Source organism: Allobaculum fili, from assembly GCF_020969955.1.
Taxonomy (GTDB): domain Bacteria; phylum Bacillota_I; class Bacilli_A; order Erysipelotrichales; family Erysipelotrichaceae; genus Allobaculum; species Allobaculum fili.
Genome location: NZ_JAHDSX010000043.1, coordinates 1 through 19097, shown reverse-complemented (window position 1 = coordinate 19097; position 19097 = coordinate 1). Strand labels below are relative to the sequence as shown.

Below are 19097 nucleotides of genomic sequence, written 5' to 3'. Positions count from 1 at the left end.
AGCCGCAATGAAAACTGTATTCAGAAGCGGATCCAGCTGGCGCATTTCCCAAATCGGATGTCTCTGGAAGACTTTCAAACGGAACATTTGAGAATCGAAATCCAGCAGAAAGTAAAAGAGCTCTCAACTCTGGACTTTATAAAAAATGGAGAAAACGTAATCCTGATTGGAAATCCAGGAACGGGAAAAAGTGCCTTGTCTATCTGTCTGGGCATGGAAGCCTGTCTGAACAATATGAGCGTTCTGTTTATCGGGGTGTCCGATCTGTTGATCGAGATCCGTGAAGCCATGAGCCAGAACCAGCTGCTTCGATATAAGAAGCGTTTTGAAAGTTTTGACCTCGTGATATTGGACGAACTTGGATACTGCTCATTCGATCAGAAATCTGGTGAGATTCTGTTTAACTTGATTTCGAGTCGCAATGGCAAGAAGTCCTTGATCGTCGCAAGCAATCTGGAGCTCAACCGCTGGAGCGAGATTTTCAAAGATGAAGTACTGACGTTAGCGATGATTGATCGACTGGCTTATAAGGCCTACATGATCAATATGACCGGCCAGAGTTACAGGCTTCGTGAAACCAAGAAATGGGTTGAAGAAAAATCAGGCGGAAAAAATCAGAAAAAGCGCGTCACCCCCTAGGGGGTGAAGGGAGAAGGAACTGCTCTGGAAAGAGCAGTCTTCTATAACCCAAAGTGGACCAGTTTTCAATTACGCAACTGGACCAGTTTTCAATTGACAAAAACAGACCAGATCTCCGTCGAAAACGTCCACATGCTCCAGCTTCTGGAGAAGTTCCAGGTAATGCTTCGTGCGTTCTCCTTCGTATTGCATGTCCCTGGTCTTGGCAGCCAGCTTCGCATGATCTTTCTCAAGTTGCTCATACTCGATGAGCAGCTGATTGTAGGTTTCGTTGAAGTTGGCAGGTGTTTCTTCGATAAGCTTCTCGGCCTTCTCAGCGATCTTCTCCATCCTCGCCTGGATGCGGTCGGCTCTAATCTGGAGCTTTTCAGTGTTATAGGTGGCATCGAACTTTGCACTCCATTCGTCGAGGAGGCTCTGCTTGTCTCCAAGCAATTCGTTGAGCGCCTTTACGAATTCCCGCTCCAACACACTCTCTTGCACCTGATGTGATGGACAACGCTGGTCACTCTCGTATTTGTTTTTCCAGCATAACCACACCGGCACTTTCTTTCCGTTTGACCGAGTAGTAACGCTTCTGGTGTACCAGGATTTGCAGACTGCACACTGAACTCGGTGGCTGAATGGGTAAGGCGTATGGCAGCCCAACCGTTCTTTACCATATCTGTACTTGCGGTCTTTGATGATCTTTTGCACCTTGTCGAAATCCTCTGCGCTGATGATTCCTTGATGAGAGTTGGTGATGTAGTAGGAAGGGATGGCTCCTTTGTTCTTGACCTGCTTTTTCGTAATGAAGTCAGGCGTGTAGACCTTCTGGAGATGAAGGTCGCCTTTGTATTTCTCGTTCATCAACATTTGCTTGATAACATTCCGATCCCATTTATCTCGACCAAACTTGGTCTTGATGTGATGGCTTTCCAGGTAGTTCTTGATGTCGGTGTAGGTACTGCCTTCCAGAAACATCCGGAAGATCAATCGAACAATCTCGGCTTCTTCCTCGACGATCTTGACTCCACCGTCTTCTGCTCTGGTATAGCCCATCAGATTGCCGTAAGGGATCTTGTAGGGCCCTTCTTCATATTTCTTCCGGACGCCCCATTTCACGTTTTCAGAAATGCTGCGGCTTTCTTCCTGCGCCAGGGAGGACATGATAGTCAGCAGCAGCTCACCTTTGCCATCGAATGTCCAGATGTTTTCTTTTTCGAAGTAGACCTCCACGCCATGTTCTTTGAGTTCCCGAATGGTGGTCAGGGAGTCGACTGTGTTTCTGGCAAATCGGCTAACAGACTTGGTGATGATCAGGTCAATCTTGTGGTCCAACGCGTCCTGGATCATTTGCTTGAAACCTTCACGGTGGGCTGTACTGGTTCCAGAAATACCCTCATCCGTATAAACGTTGACGTAATTCCAATCTGCCCGCTCACGGATCATGTTCTCGTAGTAGGAAACCTGCGTTTCATAGCTGCTTTGCTGTTCGTCCCGATCGGTGGAAACTCTGGCGTATGCAGCTACATTTTTTCTGGCGACGATGGGCTGAACTCTGGCCATCGTTCTGGTTACAGGGATTTTTCGTACTTGCATGTTTTTCTCCTTCCGTCTGTGAAGTGGAACTCAAGGGTTCCGTCGAGATCGATGTCGATGTGGTCGATCTGTTCTCGAAAAATGACTGGACCAAATTTTTGCATTTCCAGCATGCTGGCCGGATCTTTTCCAGGTCTTCTTCGTAAAGGTTCATGGAGTCACACTCGTCAAGGCGCGCTCGTCTCGAGTAACATTGCCAATAGATGTTTTTTTGGCCTTTATAGCTCTGGACAATACGTTGATAATTCCGATGGCATTTCTTGCATTTGAGCTTGCCTGTAAAAGTGTTGTATTTCTTTCTGTTGTGATCGGGATGCCGGTTTTTCTGTGATGGTCGACAATCCAATGTCGAATCCAGCAGCCCTGATCAGATCCCAGATCTGTAAGCAGGTCAGCTGCTGCTTATGGCCAGACCCGAGCAGGCGTGTCTTTTCTTCTTCGTCTTCAAGAATTTGATCCAGAAGCGCGTCGACCTCTGGACTGTATTTCCGAGGTTGTCTGGATGAACTGTCGTATGAAGGCGGATCGATACACTCCTCAATAAACGTTCGGCTGTTTTCGTGGGTTGGATCAGCTTCCAGAGCCTCTCTCTTTTCCTTGTACTTCCTGTAATACTTCTCGCCAGTGGTTCTCGAGATCGAGCACAGCGCAGCGGCTTTTCTGGATGAGATTCCTTGTGTTCGTAAATCGATGTATTTGAAAACTGTCATCTGAGTATGCACTTTCTAGTCCTCCATTACGGAGTACGATACAAGTCAGGTGGCCCAGTTTTCAAATCCGATTTTCGCTTTTTTGGACCAGTTTTAAACTACAAAAAAATAAAAAAGGACAAGAAAACGGCGGAAAGGCTCAAGCGGTTCATATTTTTGATTGCGATTGTGAATCTGTTAGAGTGAATGCGAGCGGAGCAGAAGCCAGACCATGCACGGCTGGACGGTTCTGACCGATAATACAAATAAGCGAAAACAGGATCCGAATGTGGAGGTATGCTCCGCACGGAAGGATCTTTGAAACACAGGGGAGAAAACAGATGGAATACAAAACCGATGAAATGCTTCGAAACTGGACAACGCTGCGGATCGGCGGCCCGGCTGCACGTTTTTATGAACCGGAAACCATTGCGCAGATTCAGGAGATTCTCGAAGAAAATAAGAAAGCCCAGGCGCCGCTTCTCGTTCTGGGAAACGGATCCAATGTTCTTTTTGAAGACGAAGGCTATGACGGCTGGATTATTCATCTAGGCGAAGCCTTCTCTGGTATTGAGGAAGAAGAAAACGGCGTCGTCCGGACGCTGGCCGGCACCACCAATGAAGAGCTGGCGGATTATCTCGCCAGGCACGGACTGACCGGTTTTGAATTTGCGAGCGGGATTCCGGGTACAGTCGGCGGAGCAGTCATCATGAATGCCGGTGCCTATAACGGGGAATACAAGGATATCCTCGTCCGCGTTGGCTATCTGGATGAAAACGGCGTCCTGCACGAAAAGAGTGCCCAGGAACTGGATCTTGGCTATCGACATTCCTGGTTTACCGACCATTTTGGCATTGTGGTTTACGCGGATCTGCAGTTTGAAGAAGACCGTCCGGAAAACGTGAAAGCCCGTATGGATGATCTGCACGATCGCCGCCACTCCAAACAGCCGATGGACAAAGCGTCCGCCGGATCCACGTTTAAGCGTCCGGCAAAAGGCTACGCTTCCGCGCTCATTCAGGAATGCGGTCTGCAGGGAAAATGCGTCGGCGATGCGATGGTATCCACGAAGCATGCCGGTTTTCTGATCAACGAAGATCAGGCGACATGCAAGGAATTCCTGGAACTGGTTGCGCTCGTTCAGGACGAAGTGCGCAGACAGAAAGGCATCGATCTCGAACTCGAAGTCCACTACATTTGCAAAAACGGATAGATATCGGAGCAAAATCCTGTATCCCGATTCGTTGTACGACAGGACTTAAAAAAGCAGAGCCGCCCTCTGAAGCAGGAAGAAGCGGGCGGCAAACAGAAAGAAAACACGTCTGCACTGTCAATCGGAGAAAAGATCCGAAAGGTTCAGACGTGTTTTTGTTTTCGTATCATTTTGCGGCCGTTTCGCTGTGACGACGGTTTGCGTCAGAAGGCGCTTTACGTCGGAGCGGCGTTTTTATCGGCTATTTGGCAGCAGGCTTTGAGGATTTATGATCCGGCTTGTTGATCGACAAAAAGTGTTCCACGAGCTTGTTTTGCATTTCGGGATCTTCAACGCGCTGACCGTCGATTTCAAAGGCGGCTTCACCGGTCTTGGCCGAGATCAGAACGGTGATAATCTGATCGTCGTATGTGAAGGTACCGCTGGGGATGAAGACGCTTTTTGCGCCTTTGACGGGATTCTGGATTTTCTTTCTGGCAGCAGGCATGGAATTCTCCTTTTCTTTCGCATTGCTTTGGACTTTCCCTCCAGAAATGGACAGTAGACAACCGCAATCGGTTTGCGACGGTCTTGTGAAGATCGCAAATCTGGCTGTGAAAGCCTTTCTTTTCCAGTCATTTTGCCTTATGTCAAAGGAAAGGGACGACTAGATTGACTGACTCTTCTGTTTTTTTATAATTGTATATGCAAACCATTCTTCAGGGCAGGGTGAAATTCCCTACTGGCGGTATACTCCGCGAACCTTCGGGCCGAGCCGTGTGAAACTCCGGCAGCAACAGTTATAGTCTGGATGAAAGAAGAACTTTTTTTGTGCGCTTTTCTGTGTGCATAAGACCTGGAAGATGGCGAAAGCAGGTTTCTTTGTAACAGGAGGTGCAATATGAAAAAAATAAGTACAAAGAAAATGACCGTACTGGCTCTGTTCTGCGCATTGGCTGTCGTTCTGACGCTGCTGTTTCGCGTTCCGCTGGTACCGTCCGTCTCGTTTCTGACCTATGATGCCAAGGATGTCGTCATCGGCATGGCGGGATTTTTATTTGGTCCGATCAGTGCGATGATCGTTTCCGCAATTTCTTCGGCAATTGAACTGCTTTTTCGCGGCGGCAATATAATCGACTGGCTTATGAACGTCCTCTCAAGCTGTGCCTTTGCATGCACGGCCGCTGTCGTCTACAAGCGGATGCATTCCAAAAACGGAGCGTTTGTCGGCCTTTGCGCCGGTATTGCGGTACAGATCGTGGTCATGCTTCTCTGGAACTACATCATGGATCCGATCTATTTTGGAATGCCAAGAGAGGCAGTGGTGACACTTCTGCCCGCTATCGCGCTGTTCAACTTCCTCAAGGGGCTGATCAATGCGGGCATTCTGCTTCTGGTCTATAAGCCAGTCTCCAACGCTCTTCACAAATCGGGGGCGCTGGGCAAGCGGGAAGAAGAAGAGATCACCGGTCACAAGATGGCTGGCGCAGTCGGCACCTTTGCGATTCTTACTCTGGCCATCATTATCCTGGCTGTGATCAACGTGATCTAAAGAAGGTTCCGCCAAGGAATCGAATTCCTTTCATCACCCACAAACAAAAAGAAAATCCAGCCGCAAGGCAGGAAGGAGAAAATCAATGGAAAAAGAAATGGGCTTTGAAACCGCCGTAGAGAAATACAGCGCCAAACTGGGCGACTGGAAAATCATGGCTCTGGCAAGCTGCGTGGATAACTATCCAATGGTGCGCAATGTATCTTGCCTGTTTTACAACGACAAAATCTACTTCAAGACCGACAAGAATTTCCGCAAGACTCAGCAGCTGTATGCCAACCCGCGCGTAGCTATGTGCTTCAACGGTACGCAGGTAGAAGGCACCGCCAAAATCACGGGTCTGGTCGTGGAAGAAGAAGGCCGTGTATTCGAGAAGAAATATAAAGAATTTCTCTGGCAGTCCTACAATGCCTACTCGCATGAAGACACCGAGATTCTCGTGGAAGTAACACCCCATTTCGTGGAAATCTGGGATGAAGACGAAAACCGCAACGCGTACCAGATCTTCATCAACTTCGATGAGAAAAAAGCGGTCTACAAACCTTACGACTAATTCGTTCATTCCAGACAGCCGCTTTTCACAAAGCCGCTCTATTCGATTTACCGGCAGATCCAGTCAAAGGGTCTGCCTTTTTTCATGCAGAAAAGGCGGATCTCTCCGGCAGCCTGTTTCCTACGGGTCGCCGGCGCCCTCTGAAAAATAGCCGGGAACGCTTCGGAAACGTAAAAAGCCAAGTATAGAAGGGCGCTTAAGCCTCACGAAACAGCTGTTCATTTAACGAATTGCTTAAATGAACAAATTGAAGTTAAAAAGTTGACATTGTTCTTTGCCACAGGTATTATAACCAAGCATTCCAAATGGCGGTTGTGGTGAAGCGGTTAACACAGCGGATTGTGGCTCCGTCATGCGCGCGTTCGAATCGCGTCAGCCGCCCCATATGCAAACATAAAGGTTTAACCTTTCAAATATCCCTGCTCAAAAGCGGATTCGCTCCAGAGCAGGGGATTTTTTTTATCCACTCCTCTTTTTCCAGAGCGCATCCTGGAAGACACAAGCGATTCGGTGCGGGTCGGATTGCCGGAAAGTGTAAGGAAAAAGAAATAATCAATAATAGCGAATATGCATGCTGAATTTCTTGCATAATCGGTATAGATATATAGGTGTAAGTTAAATAACTGTTTCAGATCCGTGCAAACGAACTAACCCGGTGCAGAGGGGTGTCATGCTGCCGGGAGTTCAGGTGAATGCTCGTAAAATCCAATACGGATACGTTTTGGAGGATGCGATCGGACGGCAGCAATGTCATCTGTGAAGAAGAGAAACTCTTCAAGCGCACTGAACATGCTGGATCCAGCCTGAAACAAAGGTACCGATCATCACCGGCTCGCAATAGACGCTCTGTGAAAAGAATCCTGCCTCTGTCTGAACTGGTCTTCAGTTCATGCAGGAAATACCAGTCAAGAGCCGGGGCAGCTCATCCGGGAAACCGGAGATCTGATATGTCGGATTCGGGCAGCAGAATCTGCCGCCCGCTAAGAGTTGGATTTTCTGGTGCCAGGGGCACAGCGAAAAATAGATACTCTGGATGACATGTGAAAGATGAGGGTGTCATTCCCTTGCTGGCATTGGTCCATTGGACAGGGCGATACGTCGAGAGGTCGCTGCTTTCGGCTCAGAATCGTTTTCCGGGTGACTGAATAGGTTTCAGCTGTATTTGCAGCAGCGTCAAGAAAAGCGCAGTTCGTTTGTCTGGACGTGAAATGGGAATCATAAATTCGGGATTGGAATCGAGGAACAGGATCGATTAAAAGTTCAGTCCTGTTCCCCTTCATTTTGAATTGCATAAGAGTGCAAAATCCGCTTGTCGAACCGGCAGGCTTTTTCATTGGGACTGCTCTCGATTCAGCGTTCTTCTGTGAATTTCAAAATCCTTTCTTTGATGACATTTGTCTTACGCTCTGGACAAATGAGGCGTCTGTTTCTGGAAAAAGGAATAGTATGAAGTCATTCAGTCTGATGCCTTCATTGTATTTTTTGAATCCGTCAGAACTTGAATTCGATCAGTAAAGGGGACTGACAATGCAAGAAGAACTGTTAACGGAAGTATCCGTACATCTTCCGTTCGAAAAAATTCAGAACTGCCGCGATCTTGGCGGAATGATTGGAAAGGATGGTCGAGTGATTCGGCCTGGAAAGCTTTTTCGATCCGCTAAGCTTTCTCACGCTTCCAAACTCGATCGCATAACCTTCGAAGAACTGGGACTTGGCTGCATCGTGGATCTGCGATCCAGAGCAGAGCGCAATACGGAACCAGATAAACCGGTTGAAGGCGCACAGCTGGTGGAAGATCCCGTATTTCTCGAAATGGATCTTCGAAAACTCGCTGGCGGCAATGAACATCTGTTAAAGATGGCGCTCTCCAATTCCAGAAATATGATGGAACAGCTTTACGCGTCTTTCGTATGGTCGGAAGATGCGCGAAAAGCATGGAAACTTCTCTTTAAGGTGTTTCTGGAAACGGATGGCGGTGTGGTCTGGCACTGTACGCAGGGCAAGGATCGGACCGGTATTGGCGCGGCGCTGATTGAATATGCGCTGGGCGTAGATATGGATACGATTCTGACTGACTATTTGCAGACCAATCTGTACATGAGCAAAAACGCGGCAAGAGACCGCATGTTAGCGTCGGCGGTCTTTAAGAAAGGCAAGGCTCTCGCTGACGATGAAATCGCCGGCTATCTCTTTGCGCACCGTTCCTACTTTGAAGCTTTTGACCGCTCGATTCAGGAACATTACAGTTCTTGGGACGCGTTCCTGAAAGAGGGGCTTGACCTTACTGAAGAAGACCTGCATAACCTGCAAAAGAAGTATCTGATGGATTAGCGGGTAGACAGCAAATAAACTCTGTGCTTCGAATTCCCGCTGAGGTGAAAGAAGAATACAGCGATCAGTTATCTGAAGCCTGTGAAGGACGAGCAGTGGGTGACTTCTCTGTTTTGTACCGTTAAAACAATAATAGAAAAGGATCAGTTAAAAGAGTATTCGAGGAGGTCCTTTATGCGCGCTTATGATCCTGAATTAGCAAAATTGGAAAAAAGAAGTAATGCCGTGGGTATGTGTGGATCCCGAAACTGGATTTTTAAACTGAGAGACGATGCGCGTACTGACATTGAAGAAAAAGACAAGCTGTACGATAAACTGTTTCAGACATTAGTAGACGGGTCCCTGAAGGTTGCCGTTAAGAAATAGATTGCAAGAGCCGCTTGAGCGGCTCTTTTCTTTTTGGAGCACGATATCGAGGATGTTCTGCTTTAAATCCGCCACACACTCAAGCCATTGATCGTGTGAAAAGACGTAACGGAAGGCTCCCCATTTGTTTGAGCGGATAACTTGTTTGATTCGATCACTGGATAAATCAATACGTGGCTGTTTTCAGAATCGCCTTATGAACAAAAGAAGCCAGGCGTTTGTCGACTCGAGATCGGTCCAATCCGTCACGGTTATTCAATGGAAGCAAAATCATGAATGGGAACTGCAGTACCAGCAGCCGCCTGCACCAAAACAAAACCCCTTTGTCCATTCTGGATAAAGGGGTAAGTATTCGATGGCAGCGCGTACGGGATTTGAACCCGTGAATGCAGCCTTGAGAGGGCTGTGGCTTCAACCGCTTGCCGAACGCGCCATTTGCTTAATTAATCTATCACAGACAGTCGAAAATAGCTAGAAAAAAAGAACAGGGGCTGTGTGCAGGAAGATGTACGGCCCTTTAAAAATGTAAGCGTTATGGGGATATGCCATATTCATTTTTGCCATTTTCCGGGTCAGGTTTGCTGGAAATTTTTGCAAACTTGAAAGAGGAATTCACGAAAAAACAGGGAAGGAAAAAATACGGTGAAAATGTGGGAAAAAAACGAAGAAAAATGGATAAACATCGACATTCATCTTTTGAACAACCCCAATTCTGCTATCATTGAAAGCGGTTACGTTCATAAGAAAGGAAATTTGACGTATGCAAAACACAAGTATGGAAATGATCCTGGTCATTGTCATGATCATTTCTGCATTTGCGCTTCTGTACGCTGCCACACTCTATGGTTCCGTGAAAAAAGAAAGCTCCGGCAACCAGAGAATGCAGGATCTGTCTTCCTATATTCAGGAAGGCGCGATGGCGTTTCTGAAACGCGAATACAAAATCATCATTATTTTCGTAGTCGTTGTGGCTATTGTACTGACAGCCCTGGGCTTCATCCCCTCGCTGCAGGGTGTTGACGGTGTTGGCTGGAGCGGTGCGATCTGCTTCGTGATCGGCGCACTGTTCTCTGGTCTGGCTGGTTTCATCGGTATGAAAGCCGCAACCAAAGCCAATGCGAAAACCGCAGAAGCGGCTCGTTCCGGCGGAATGCCAAAGGCTCTGCATGTTGCCTTCAACGGCGGTTCCGTTCTGGGTATCTGTGTAGTCGGCTTCGGTCTGCTTGGCCTTACGGCTCTCTTCCTTCTGTTCACGTTCGTATTTGGCGAACCGGAACAGGCAGTTCCTGTAGTATCTGGCTATTCTCTTGGCTGCTCCATGATCGCGCTGTTCGCTCGTGTGGGCGGCGGTATCTATACAAAAGCGGCGGACGTTGGTGCTGACCTGGTTGGTAAAGTCGAAGCCGGTATTCCGGAAGATGACCCGCGCAACCCGGCGGTTATCGCGGACAACGTAGGCGATAACGTAGGCGACATTGCTGGTATGGGTTCTGACCTGAACGAATCCTATGTAGGTTCTCTGATCTCCTGTATCGCTCTGGGTCTTACCGTAACAATCGGCGGCGTTTCCTATGCTGCACAGGCTACGATCTTCCCGTTCGTTATTGCGGCTGCCGGTATTGTCGCAGCCATCCTTGCTCAGGCATTCGTTCGTATGAAAACCTGGGAAAATCCTCAGAAAGCTCTGAACATCGCAACATACGTTGCAACTATTATTGAAATCATCACGTCTCTTATTGCTTCTCTCTGGCTGTTCGGATCTGTATCGCAGTTCTTCTCGGTTTCCGTTGGTCTTGTTGTCGGCATGCTGCTGGGAAAAATCGCGGAATACTACACTTCGGATGAATACCCGAAAGTTAAGGAAATCGCTTCGGAATCCGAAACTGGACATGCGACAAACATTATTTCCGGTTTCTCCGTTGGTATGGAATCCACCATGCTGACTGTCGTAGTTCTGGTTCTGGGTATTGTTGTGGCGTATCTGTTTTCCGGAATGTATGGAATCGGTCTTGGCGCTGTCGGCATGCTCTCTACCTGCGGTATTACCGTTTCCGTTGATGCATATGGCCCAATTTCCGATAACGCCGGCGGTATTGCCGAAATGGCTGAACTCGATCCGAAAGTCCGCAAGATTACGGACCGTCTCGACTCTGTTGGAAACACTACTGCTGCAATCGGTAAAGGTTTCTGCATCGGTTCTGCTGCATTCACCGCGCTGGCTATGATCGTTGCCTTTGCACAGGCTGCTGGCCTTCAGTCAATTTCTCTGCTCCAGCCTGGTGTTCTTGTTGCTCTTCTGTTTGGTGCGATGCTGCCGTTCTACTTCACCGCGCTGACCATTCGTTCCGTTGGACGCGCTGCCAACAAGATGATCGAAAACGTACGTGCTCAGTTCAAAAATGATCCAGGCATTCTGGCTGGAACAAGCAAGCCAAACTACACTGAGTGCGTAGATATCTCTACCAAAGCTGCGCTGCATGAAATGGTTCTGCCTGGTCTGATCGCTCTGGTCAGCCCGGTGGTAATCGGTCTTCTTCTCGGATGCGAAGGTCTTGGCGGCATGCTGCTGGGCGCTCTGGTTTCTGCGATTATGCTGGCTGTCTTCATGGCAAACGCAGGCGGTGCCTGGGATAACGCCAAGAAGTTCATTGAATCCGGCGAACACGGCGGCAAAGGTTCCGAGGCGCATAAAGCTGCGGTTACCGGCGATACCGTCGGCGACCCGTTCAAGGATACGGCTGGTCCTGCCATGGATATCCTGATTAAGCTGATGTCCGTTATTTCTCTGATTCTGGCTCCTGTACTGGTACAGATACAGCCATGGCTCAGCTTCCTGTTCAACTAATCTTTTCTCTAAAACGCAAAAGCCGTCTTCCAAGCGAGGGCGGCTTTTTTGCATGTACCCATTTTCGTAAAGCCGGGCACTTTGAGCAAAGGTGTCTGCAGAAAAAGGAAGCGACCGAGAACCCGGGCGCCAAAGCGGCTGAGAGTGCAACGTTATTCGGATTAGATTTGATCAAAAACGCGGAAAAGAAAAATCAAACAAGTAAATTTCATTTTCAACAGTCCGCTTTATGGAAACGTGCTTCTTGCTAAGATGAGATTCAGAAGACGCAAGACTGTACGGTCTGGCGGATTCGGGTAACCATACAGGTCATTTTGCCGAAAGGAAAATCTTGCAGCGTACAAGCTGAACGGCTTTGTCCGCTCAGAGTAAAGGAAATCCAGTCGGCAAAACCTCTTTTCTGTTTCCAGATGATTTCTTCAGGGCGAATAGAATCGATCGAAAAGGGAGCTTGAAATGGGAAATGACTTGTTCGAAGCGGAACAAAACGTGTTTTGCCTGAATAAGAAAAGAAAGGGGAAAGAAGGAATGAAATTGCATAAACCAGCCGACTTGACCGGCCGGATGCTCTCCGTGCTTCTGGCCGGTGCCGTGAGCTTTTGCGGACTGGCTGTTCCCGCAGCGGCGGCAGATTCGGAAAATGACCGTTCATATATCGTCAGCGCGCAGCCGATCGAAGACGTTTACGATCTTCCAGAACAGTATCCGGCAGATTCCGGGACAGTCCGCGTTCAGAATATGAAAACCGCACGCGTTCTGATTGAATTCACGGATCCGTGCGTAATGGAAATCATGGAGGGGAAAGACTGGGATCCGGCGGATCCCGATATTATCGCGCTTCGTGAAGACATCCGCAGACGTCAGGATGAGCATGTTCGTCAGATTGAACGTCAGATCCAGAACGACAAGCCGCTCGACATTCTCACCCGTCTGGATCTGAGCGCAAGTGCCGTCAGCGTCGAAGTTCAGACCAGTCAGATTGAGAACATTCAGTCTCTGGACTTTGTCCGGCAGGTGACGGTTGAGCAGAAAATTTATCCAGCGGAAGATACCCAGCCGGCCGATCTTGGATCGGCTCAGACTGGCGGAACGAACGGTGAAGTAACGGGAATCAACGACGAGGCTCTGAACGAGGAAAGCGGTCAGGGTACGCGTATCGCGGTGCTGGACACCGGTCTGAACGCCAGTCATGAAGTGTTCAATAACGACTGCTTCAATGAATCGCTCTCCCGTAAAGCGCAGCAAAACCATATGAACGCGGCAGACTATAAGGCAAGTCTGGATCTTATGGAGTCCAGCGACATTGAAGCGGTAATGAGTTCGCTTCATCTGCAGGACGGCGACAAAAGCAGTGCAAATCTGAACCGCCTGTATATTTCGGACAAGATTCCGTTCCAGTACAACTATGCGGACGGAACGATCGACGCCAGCCACGCTCTTGGCAATATCGATCATGGCTCGCATGTCACGGGAATCATTGCCGCCAATTCCCTGATCAAAAAAGGGAACAGTTTTATCGAATCTCAGTATATGAAGGGATATGCGAGCGATGCACAGATTCTCGTGATGAAAGTGTTCGGTCAAAATGCCAACGGCAGTGAATCCACACTGTTTGCGGCAATCGAAGATGCGATCACGCTGGACTGTGACGTGATCAATATGTCCCTTTCCAGCAATTCCGCCGGATTTGGCACCAGCAGCGATCCGCGCTACCAGAATATTCTCGATCATCTGAAGGAGAAAGATGTCGTCATCTGTGCCGCGTCCAGCAACAGCGGCAACTGGGCCGACAGCACGAACCTGAACGGAAAGCTTAAACCCGGTGATATTTCCTTTTCGACCGACGGTTCGCCTGGAACGTATACAAATACTCTTGCTGTGGCGGCTTCTGACCCGGATTCCTTCCAGACAGACCAGTCCGGTAAGACGTCCTTGCGCATGAACGCAGCCTCGTTCAGTTCCTGGGGCATTCCGGAAACGCTGGAACTCAAGCCAGAAGTCAGTGCTCCGGGTGTCATGATTCTTTCCAGCAACGGTGAATCTTCGAATGCCGGATACGATTACCGGGCCGGTACTTCGATGGCGACGCCTGCTGTAGCGGGCATGGCTGGAATTCTGTCGCACTGGATTAACGAGCAGGATCTCACCACAAAACTTGGCCGAAGCAAACGTTTTCTTCAAAATTCGCTTCTGATGTCGACCGCGATTCCAATGAAGGATGAGGACGGCAATTATCTGCCGGTTCTGCAGCAGGGGGCTGGAGAAGTCCGCATTGATCAGGCGGTTCATGGAAAGCTTCTGATTTCCATGGATCCGTCGGCAACCGATTCTGCAGAAGACGGCAAAGTCAAAATTGAACTCAAGGACGATAAGGATCGTACCGGCAGCTATCTGTCCCGTATTTATCTGGAAGGAATCGAAAAAACAAGCGACATTCACTTCAAGGTAGAAAAGCATCTCTTTACCCAGAAGGTCGACGAGCACGGAAACCTGCTCAAGACCACCCGCCCGATGGATCTGGAAGCGGACACCCAGGCCAATCAGGTTTACACACTCAAAAACGGCGCGAAGAGCGGCTTCAATCTGACGTATGCGCTCTCTGCTGCAGAAAAGGAAAGACTGAATCGCGAAACGCCCAAAGGTGCCTACATCGAAGGCTATGTGACGATTCGCCCCTGCAGCAGTGCCGGCACGTATCTCGAAAACGAGACCGTTTATTCCATTCCGATCCTGGGCTTTTTCGGCGACTGGGAAGAACCGGGTATTTTCGAAAATGTTTCCCTGTATTCTTCAGCCAAAGATCCAGATGAAACTGCCTATGTGGTGAAACGGGATCCGGATGGCCGCATCCATACGAACATGCTGAAAATTTCCTCCACCAGCACGAAGAAATCCCGCTATCTCGCGGGCAATCCGTATGTAGTGGAAGAAGGCACGGAAGATAAATCCCGCTCGGCGATGAACTCGGATCAGACTTTTGTGGACGTAACGTTCTCCTCCGTTCGAAACGTCAGCGGTCTGCGCCATATGATCTTTACTGCAGACGGCCAGCTGATGCTGAACAATCAGGATGGAACGTATTCGGTTAATCTTTCCAAACCCTATACCACACTGAACGGCACCCAGACGAACTGGAACGATCAGACCCATACGCAGCGGCTCGTCAATACGACGATGACAAACGGTCTGGCCGAAAACACGCCTTACGTATTTACCACCGCGGCCATTACGGAATATACCGAAGGCGGCAACGTGCTGAAACTTCAGGAAAAAGCGCTGAATGGCACATTAAAGCCTGGCATGAAGCTTGAATTCCCATTCACGCTCGATAACGAAGCCCCCCAGCTGCAGAGCGCACAGGCTTCGTCTGATGAAATCCAACTGAGGGTTCGCGACAACCGCTATGCAGCAGCGGGCGCGCTCGTCGATCAAAATGGAAAAACGACCGCCATTGCCGCGCCGGATACGGCGGCAGAGCCTGGCCAGACACAGACCATTACGCTTCCGGCAGACCATCTTTCAGAAGGTTCGTATACCGTCGTAATTGGCGACTATGCCCGAAACGAAACGGCTTATCGTCTGACGGTATCCAGAGCGGCAAATATTTCCTATAATCTGATACACGTGCATATTGCCTCGAAAAATCAGCAGGAAGACGGTTCCTGTCGCATCGTACTGGAAGCCGATACTTCGTATACGCTGCCGACAGGCGTGAGACTAAAAAAGAACAATGTTTCGGTTCCTTCCGATCAATATGCGTATGATCCTTCGACCGGTGAAATTGTGCTCCTTCCGTCTTTGCTTACCGAGGGCGAACTGACTTTGGAAGCCGAGGGTGTTCTGGATGTAATGGATCTGCAGCTGGAAGGCGATGCCGTCAGCTGGCCGCAGGAACAAACGGCGATACGAAATGCGGACTTTGCGATGCAGGTGCAGGCAAAGAACGGCTATAAACTGCCCAGCCAGATTTCCGTCTATATGGACAGCCGGCTTCTGGATTCGACAGCCTATGCCTATGCGAGCCAGACGGGTAAACTGACCATCCCGGCAGACCAGATGAGCGGTCACGCTTTGCGAATTGTGATCCATGCTGTAAAAGACGGGGTTGGCGAAATTTCTCTGAGCCCGGATAGCCTGAAGCACTGCAGTCTGCGTATTCACGGAGAACATGAGACGGGGCGCGACTGTGTAATGAATCTGGAGGCAGAAGATGGCTGGGCGCTGCCCAAAACCATAACGGTCACAATCGAAGGCGCCTTGGCTCCTCTGAATGCAGGCGTAGATTACGTCTATGCACGGGAAGGAAAAACGATCATACTGCTCGGCCGGTATGTCAGCGAACGGAATGTACAGATTGAAGTTCAGCCGATCTATGTCGAACTGCTGAAAGAAGCTGTAAACAAAACGGAACAGCTGAATCCGGCAGACTTTTCTTCTTCTCTCGATTCGCTTCAGAAACTGGCTGAGCAGGCCAGATCCCTGGTTTTAAAACCCGAAAGCCAGACGGATACGAATGAAAAAGCCCGTCAGCTTCATCAGCGTCTTCTGAACCTGAGAAAAACGCCAGACGCATCCCAGCTTGATGCGTTAAAACGGCAGGCAGCCTGAATAATGGCGGATTGAAAAAGGCAATAAAACCAAAGGACAGACAAAGCGCCCCGGCAACGCTGAATCTGTCCTTTTCTGCGCTCTTCTGGAGAAACGACAGTACATCTCGGTTTCCAACAGAAAACCTTCAAATTCTGGATGGCCCAGGCTGGATCAGGAGCTTGAACTGCAGGAAAACTATGGAGAGGCGTATAATGGCTGCGAATCAGGATAATGAATAAAAACAATTATTTATTCATCATATGTATAAGACGCAAAGCGAAAACATAACAGAAAAAACATATACAGAAAAAACATATATGGAAAGGATCGAAACCCGATGATTTGTGAAAATGAAACGTTTGATCAGGAGAGAGCCTTTTACGGTGCTCATGATCTGACTCTGAAAAACTGCCGCTTTGATGGACCGGCCGACGGAGAAAGCGCACTGAAAGAATGCCAGCGCATTCAGGTGGAAGACTGCTACTGCAATCTTCGCTATCCGTTCTGGCACGACACAGATCTGTCCATCCGAAATGCAGAACTGACGGAAAACTGCCGGGCTGCCCTCTGGTATGCGGATCATGTGCAGATTGACCACAGCAAGCTCAACGGAATTAAAGCCGTACGTGAATGTGCGGATGTCCGCATTTCCGACTGCACGGTGAACTCGCCGGAATTTGGCTGGTCGGTTCGCTCGATGATCATGTTCGATACGGAAGTCACAGCGGAATACTTCATGATGCGTTCAAGCCATCTTCTTTTTGATCACGTAACGCTTCATGGAAAGTATTCGTTCCAGTATGTGGAAAACGCGACCCTCGACGACTGCAATCTCGATACGAAAGACGCGTTCTGGCATTCGAAAAATGTCACGGTTCGCAACAGCGTGATCAAAGGCGAATATCTGGCCTGGTACAGTGAAAACCTGACGCTGATCAACTGCACAATCATCGGTACCCAGCCGCTCTGCTACTGCAAGAACCTTCAGCTGATCAACTGCCGCATGGTGGATACCGATCTCGCCTTTGAGCGTTCGGACGTTCGGGCGACGCTGACCGAACCGATTGACAGTATCAAAAACCCGCTTTCCGGAACGATCGAAGTTCCGGCTGCCGGCGAACTGATCTACGATATCGATGAAGCTAAGGGAAGAGTCGTTTTCACCGAATCACAGGAATAATTCACAGACGACCTTCACCGAATACATACGGGGAAACCAAAATTTCATCCCTATCCCGCTGTCAGAATTCATAAAAAAACCGCGCTCTGTCGATGGACAGCATGTCATCGAACAGAGCGCGGTTTGTATTCTGCGGTGAATTCATAAAACGGTTTTTTCACATCGGCTTTCCGCAGGGCGGATAAACGAAGAACGAAACCGGCTTAGCACGTTTCGTGATCCAGATTCCAGGTGATTCCTTCTTCTGGAGACATGGAAGCAATGGAAGCCAGCGTACATAACGGAATACTGGCTTCTTCCACGATGCGGCGGCCAGGCTGCCAGGATTTTTCAATGCAGATGCCAGCACCGGCTAAAACAGCCTGCTGCTGTTCGAGCAGCGTGCGGATGCCTTCAAAGGCCTGTCCATTGGCCAGAAAATCATCAATGAAAAGTACACGATCTCCTGGCGCAATGAGGGAACGTTCCATGCAGAGGGTATAATCCACGTTTTTCGTAAAGGAGTGGACGGTCACAAAGACGGGATCTGTCATGGTGGAGGGGACAGCTTTTTTGGCGAAGATCAGCGGAACACCCATATGAACCGCGGTCATCAGCGCAGGCGCAATTCCGCCGCTTTCGATCGTAATGACTTTTGTAATGCCATGACCGGCAAAACAGTCTGCAAAACGTTTTCCAATCGCATCCATCAGTTCGGTGTCGATGCAGTGATTCAGAAACTGATCGACTTTCAAAATCGAGGGGGAAAGAATTTTTCCTTTTTCGAGAATTGTCTCTTTGAGCTGATCCATATAACGTTTCCTTACTGAGCAGAGTCAACTGCTTCTGTCTGGATGAACGGATCCAGCTGCGAATACAGGCTCGCATGAGCGAAGAAAAGCAGATCTTCGCAGCAGCCGTCTGCAATCCTGGATTCAATCCGTCATATTCTGTCTTTTGTCTTTTGGTTATATGGTATAGCGTTTTGGCTTCAAAACATGTTTTGACCGCTTAAAAAGCCAGAAGCAAAAAAATCAGCAGACTGGAATTTACTATTTCAATTTTCTTTTCTGACGCCTTCAGAACTTTTTGGTTGACGGACTGCGCTCTAAAGAGGTATAAAGTACAAGCTGTTTGCAAGCGGGATTCCCGTTAAAAAAACGGCAATGTGAAATTCTTAGAAAAAATCACAAATAAAGCTTGCGTGAAAATGCAGGACGTGATATTCTAAGTGAGCGTTAAGGAAATGACTTCCAAAACGCATCAAATCACCTTTAGATATCGAAGAAAATGGTTTAAGTGAAATTCTTAAAGAAATTCACAAATAGCTGTTGACAGAGATTTCTGATGATGATATGATAAACAAGCCTTGTGAGAGACGTTGATCTTCTCACAAACAGATGGCTCTTTGAAAACTTTACAGACAGATCAAGAAATTCGAAATACACAACGTCGATTCTTAAAATCACAAAAAGTACTCGAACAATCATTTATTCACGAAACATTAAACGCATAAGCGTTTGAGTCAATATCAAATGGAGAGTTTGATCCTGGCTCAGGATGAACGCTGGCGGCATGCCTAATACATGCAAGTCGAAC

Annotated in this window: 15 protein-coding genes, 2 tRNA genes, 1 rRNA gene, 1 pseudogene and 1 riboswitch; of the genes and pseudogenes, 12 read left to right on the top strand and 7 right to left on the bottom strand. The window is 48.6% G+C overall.

Going from position 1 to position 19097, the window contains the following annotated elements; all coding sequences use genetic code 11:
* Positions 1-639 (top strand): IS21-like element helper ATPase IstB (gene istB, locus Afil_RS08830; protein WP_230268194.1); only part of this gene is annotated, 639 nt, incomplete at its 5' end.
* 69 nt (positions 640-708) lie between these two features.
* Here the strand turns inward: istB and Afil_RS08825 are convergent.
* From Afil_RS08825 to Afil_RS08820, 4 genes and pseudogenes are all read right to left on the bottom strand, one after another.
* Positions 709-2220: a recombinase family protein gene (locus tag Afil_RS08825; protein ID WP_230268193.1), complete on the bottom strand. Its 1512-nt coding sequence runs from the start codon at positions 2218-2220 to the stop codon at positions 709-711.
* Positions 2196-2324 carry a hypothetical protein gene (locus tag Afil_RS11145; protein ID WP_255658343.1) on the bottom strand — a complete coding sequence of 43 codons (129 nt, stop codon included), beginning with the start codon at positions 2322-2324 and terminating at the stop codon, positions 2196-2198. The genes Afil_RS08825 and Afil_RS11145 overlap by 25 nt, the downstream gene beginning before the upstream one ends.
* 80 nt (positions 2325-2404) lie before the next feature.
* Positions 2405-2455: pseudogene (locus tag Afil_RS11395) on the bottom strand (hypothetical protein); the annotation flags it as partial.
* Positions 2439-2942: a hypothetical protein gene (locus tag Afil_RS08820; RefSeq protein ID WP_230268192.1), complete on the bottom strand. Its 504-nt coding sequence runs from the start codon at positions 2940-2942 to the stop codon at positions 2439-2441. The gene Afil_RS08820 and the pseudogene Afil_RS11395, both read right to left, overlap by 17 nt.
* A gap of 308 nt (positions 2943-3250) precedes the next feature.
* Here Afil_RS08820 and murB point away from each other — a divergent pair, with 308 nt between their 5' ends.
* Complete coding sequence (gene murB, locus Afil_RS08815) at positions 3251-4123, top strand: UDP-N-acetylmuramate dehydrogenase (protein WP_230268191.1); 873 nt, start codon at positions 3251-3253, stop codon at positions 4121-4123.
* 241 nt (positions 4124-4364) lie between these two features.
* On the opposite strand, the gene Afil_RS08810 is transcribed toward murB, so the two are convergent.
* Positions 4365-4610: a hypothetical protein gene (locus Afil_RS08810; RefSeq protein WP_230268190.1), complete on the bottom strand. Its 246-nt coding sequence runs from the start codon at positions 4608-4610 to the stop codon at positions 4365-4367.
* A gap of 203 nt (positions 4611-4813) precedes the next feature.
* A riboswitch (FMN riboswitch) is annotated at positions 4814-4929 on the top strand.
* Positions 4930-5003: 74 nt separating this feature from the next.
* Here Afil_RS08810 and Afil_RS08805 point away from each other — a divergent pair.
* The 5 genes from Afil_RS08805 to Afil_RS08785 all read left to right on the top strand — a co-directional run bounded on the left by Afil_RS08805 (position 5004) and on the right by Afil_RS08785 (position 8904).
* A complete protein-coding gene (locus tag Afil_RS08805) occupies positions 5004-5654 on the top strand; it encodes an ECF transporter S component (protein ID WP_230268189.1) in 651 nt (216 codons plus the stop codon).
* A gap of 85 nt (positions 5655-5739) precedes the next feature.
* Positions 5740-6207, top strand: a complete 468-nt coding sequence (locus tag Afil_RS08800) for a pyridoxamine 5'-phosphate oxidase family protein (RefSeq protein ID WP_230268188.1) — start codon at positions 5740-5742, stop codon at positions 6205-6207.
* A gap of 308 nt (positions 6208-6515) precedes the next feature.
* Positions 6516-6591: transfer RNA gene (locus Afil_RS08795), tRNA-His, on the top strand.
* Positions 6592-7734: 1143 nt separating this feature from the next.
* Complete coding sequence (locus tag Afil_RS08790) at positions 7735-8538, top strand: tyrosine-protein phosphatase (RefSeq protein WP_230268187.1); 804 nt, start codon at positions 7735-7737, stop codon at positions 8536-8538.
* 174 nt (positions 8539-8712) lie between these two features.
* Positions 8713-8904, top strand: coding sequence for a hypothetical protein (locus Afil_RS08785; RefSeq protein WP_230268186.1), 192 nt, complete (start codon positions 8713-8715; stop codon positions 8902-8904).
* A 356-nt stretch (positions 8905-9260) separates the two neighbouring features.
* Here Afil_RS08785 and Afil_RS08780 read toward each other — a convergent pair.
* Positions 9261-9337 (bottom strand) — tRNA-Glu (locus Afil_RS08780).
* 327 nt (positions 9338-9664) lie between these two features.
* On the opposite strand from Afil_RS08780, the gene Afil_RS08775 reads away from it, so the two are divergent.
* From Afil_RS08775 to Afil_RS08760, 4 genes are all read left to right on the top strand, one after another.
* The gene (locus tag Afil_RS08775; protein ID WP_230268185.1) at positions 9665-11749 is read left to right on the top strand and encodes a sodium-translocating pyrophosphatase; all 2085 of its coding nucleotides are present in this window, start codon (positions 9665-9667) and stop codon (positions 11747-11749) included.
* Positions 11725-12000 (top strand): hypothetical protein, encoded by a 276-nt coding sequence (locus Afil_RS08770; protein ID WP_230268184.1) that lies wholly within the window; start codon positions 11725-11727, stop codon positions 11998-12000. Before Afil_RS08775 ends, Afil_RS08770 begins: the two co-directional genes overlap by 25 nt.
* A gap of 277 nt (positions 12001-12277) precedes the next feature.
* A complete protein-coding gene (locus Afil_RS08765; RefSeq protein WP_230268183.1) occupies positions 12278-16357 on the top strand; it encodes a S8 family serine peptidase in 4080 nt (1359 codons plus the stop codon).
* A gap of 319 nt (positions 16358-16676) precedes the next feature.
* Positions 16677-17519: a DUF3737 family protein gene (locus tag Afil_RS08760; RefSeq protein ID WP_230268182.1), complete on the top strand. Its 843-nt coding sequence runs from the start codon at positions 16677-16679 to the stop codon at positions 17517-17519.
* A 203-nt stretch (positions 17520-17722) separates the two neighbouring features.
* On the opposite strand, the gene Afil_RS08755 is transcribed toward Afil_RS08760, so the two are convergent.
* A complete protein-coding gene (locus Afil_RS08755; protein ID WP_230268181.1) occupies positions 17723-18310 on the bottom strand; it encodes a xanthine phosphoribosyltransferase in 588 nt (195 codons plus the stop codon).
* A 720-nt stretch (positions 18311-19030) separates the two neighbouring features.
* On the opposite strand from Afil_RS08755, the gene Afil_RS08750 reads away from it, so the two are divergent.
* Positions 19031-19097: ribosomal RNA gene (locus Afil_RS08750) — 16S ribosomal RNA — on the top strand; the annotation flags it as partial.

Bases quoted from the DNA above. Each gene is read 5' to 3' on its own strand.
- Afil_RS08765 (WP_230268183.1), top strand. From the start codon at position 12,278: ATGAAATTGCATAAACCAGCCGACTTGACCGGCCGGATGCTCTCCGTG.
- Afil_RS08800 (WP_230268188.1), top strand. From the start codon at position 5,740: ATGGAAAAAGAAATGGGCTTTGAAACCGCCGTAGAGAAATACAGCGCC.
- Afil_RS08790 (WP_230268187.1), top strand. From the start codon at position 7,735: ATGCAAGAAGAACTGTTAACGGAAGTATCCGTACATCTTCCGTTCGAA.
- Afil_RS08785 (WP_230268186.1), top strand. From the start codon at position 8,713: ATGCGCGCTTATGATCCTGAATTAGCAAAATTGGAAAAAAGAAGTAAT.
- murB (WP_230268191.1), top strand. From the start codon at position 3,251: ATGGAATACAAAACCGATGAAATGCTTCGAAACTGGACAACGCTGCGG.
- Afil_RS11145 (WP_255658343.1), bottom strand. From the start codon at position 2,324: ATGCAAAAATTTGGTCCAGTCATTTTTCGAGAACAGATCGACCACATC.
- Afil_RS08825 (WP_230268193.1), bottom strand. From the start codon at position 2,220: ATGCAAGTACGAAAAATCCCTGTAACCAGAACGATGGCCAGAGTTCAG.
- Afil_RS08775 (WP_230268185.1), top strand. From the start codon at position 9,665: ATGCAAAACACAAGTATGGAAATGATCCTGGTCATTGTCATGATCATT.
- Afil_RS08770 (WP_230268184.1), top strand. From the start codon at position 11,725: ATGGCTCAGCTTCCTGTTCAACTAATCTTTTCTCTAAAACGCAAAAGC.
- Afil_RS08755 (WP_230268181.1), bottom strand. From the start codon at position 18,310: ATGGATCAGCTCAAAGAGACAATTCTCGAAAAAGGAAAAATTCTTTCC.
- Afil_RS08810 (WP_230268190.1), bottom strand. From the start codon at position 4,610: ATGCCTGCTGCCAGAAAGAAAATCCAGAATCCCGTCAAAGGCGCAAAA.
- Afil_RS08805 (WP_230268189.1), top strand. From the start codon at position 5,004: ATGAAAAAAATAAGTACAAAGAAAATGACCGTACTGGCTCTGTTCTGC.
- Afil_RS08760 (WP_230268182.1), top strand. From the start codon at position 16,677: ATGATTTGTGAAAATGAAACGTTTGATCAGGAGAGAGCCTTTTACGGT.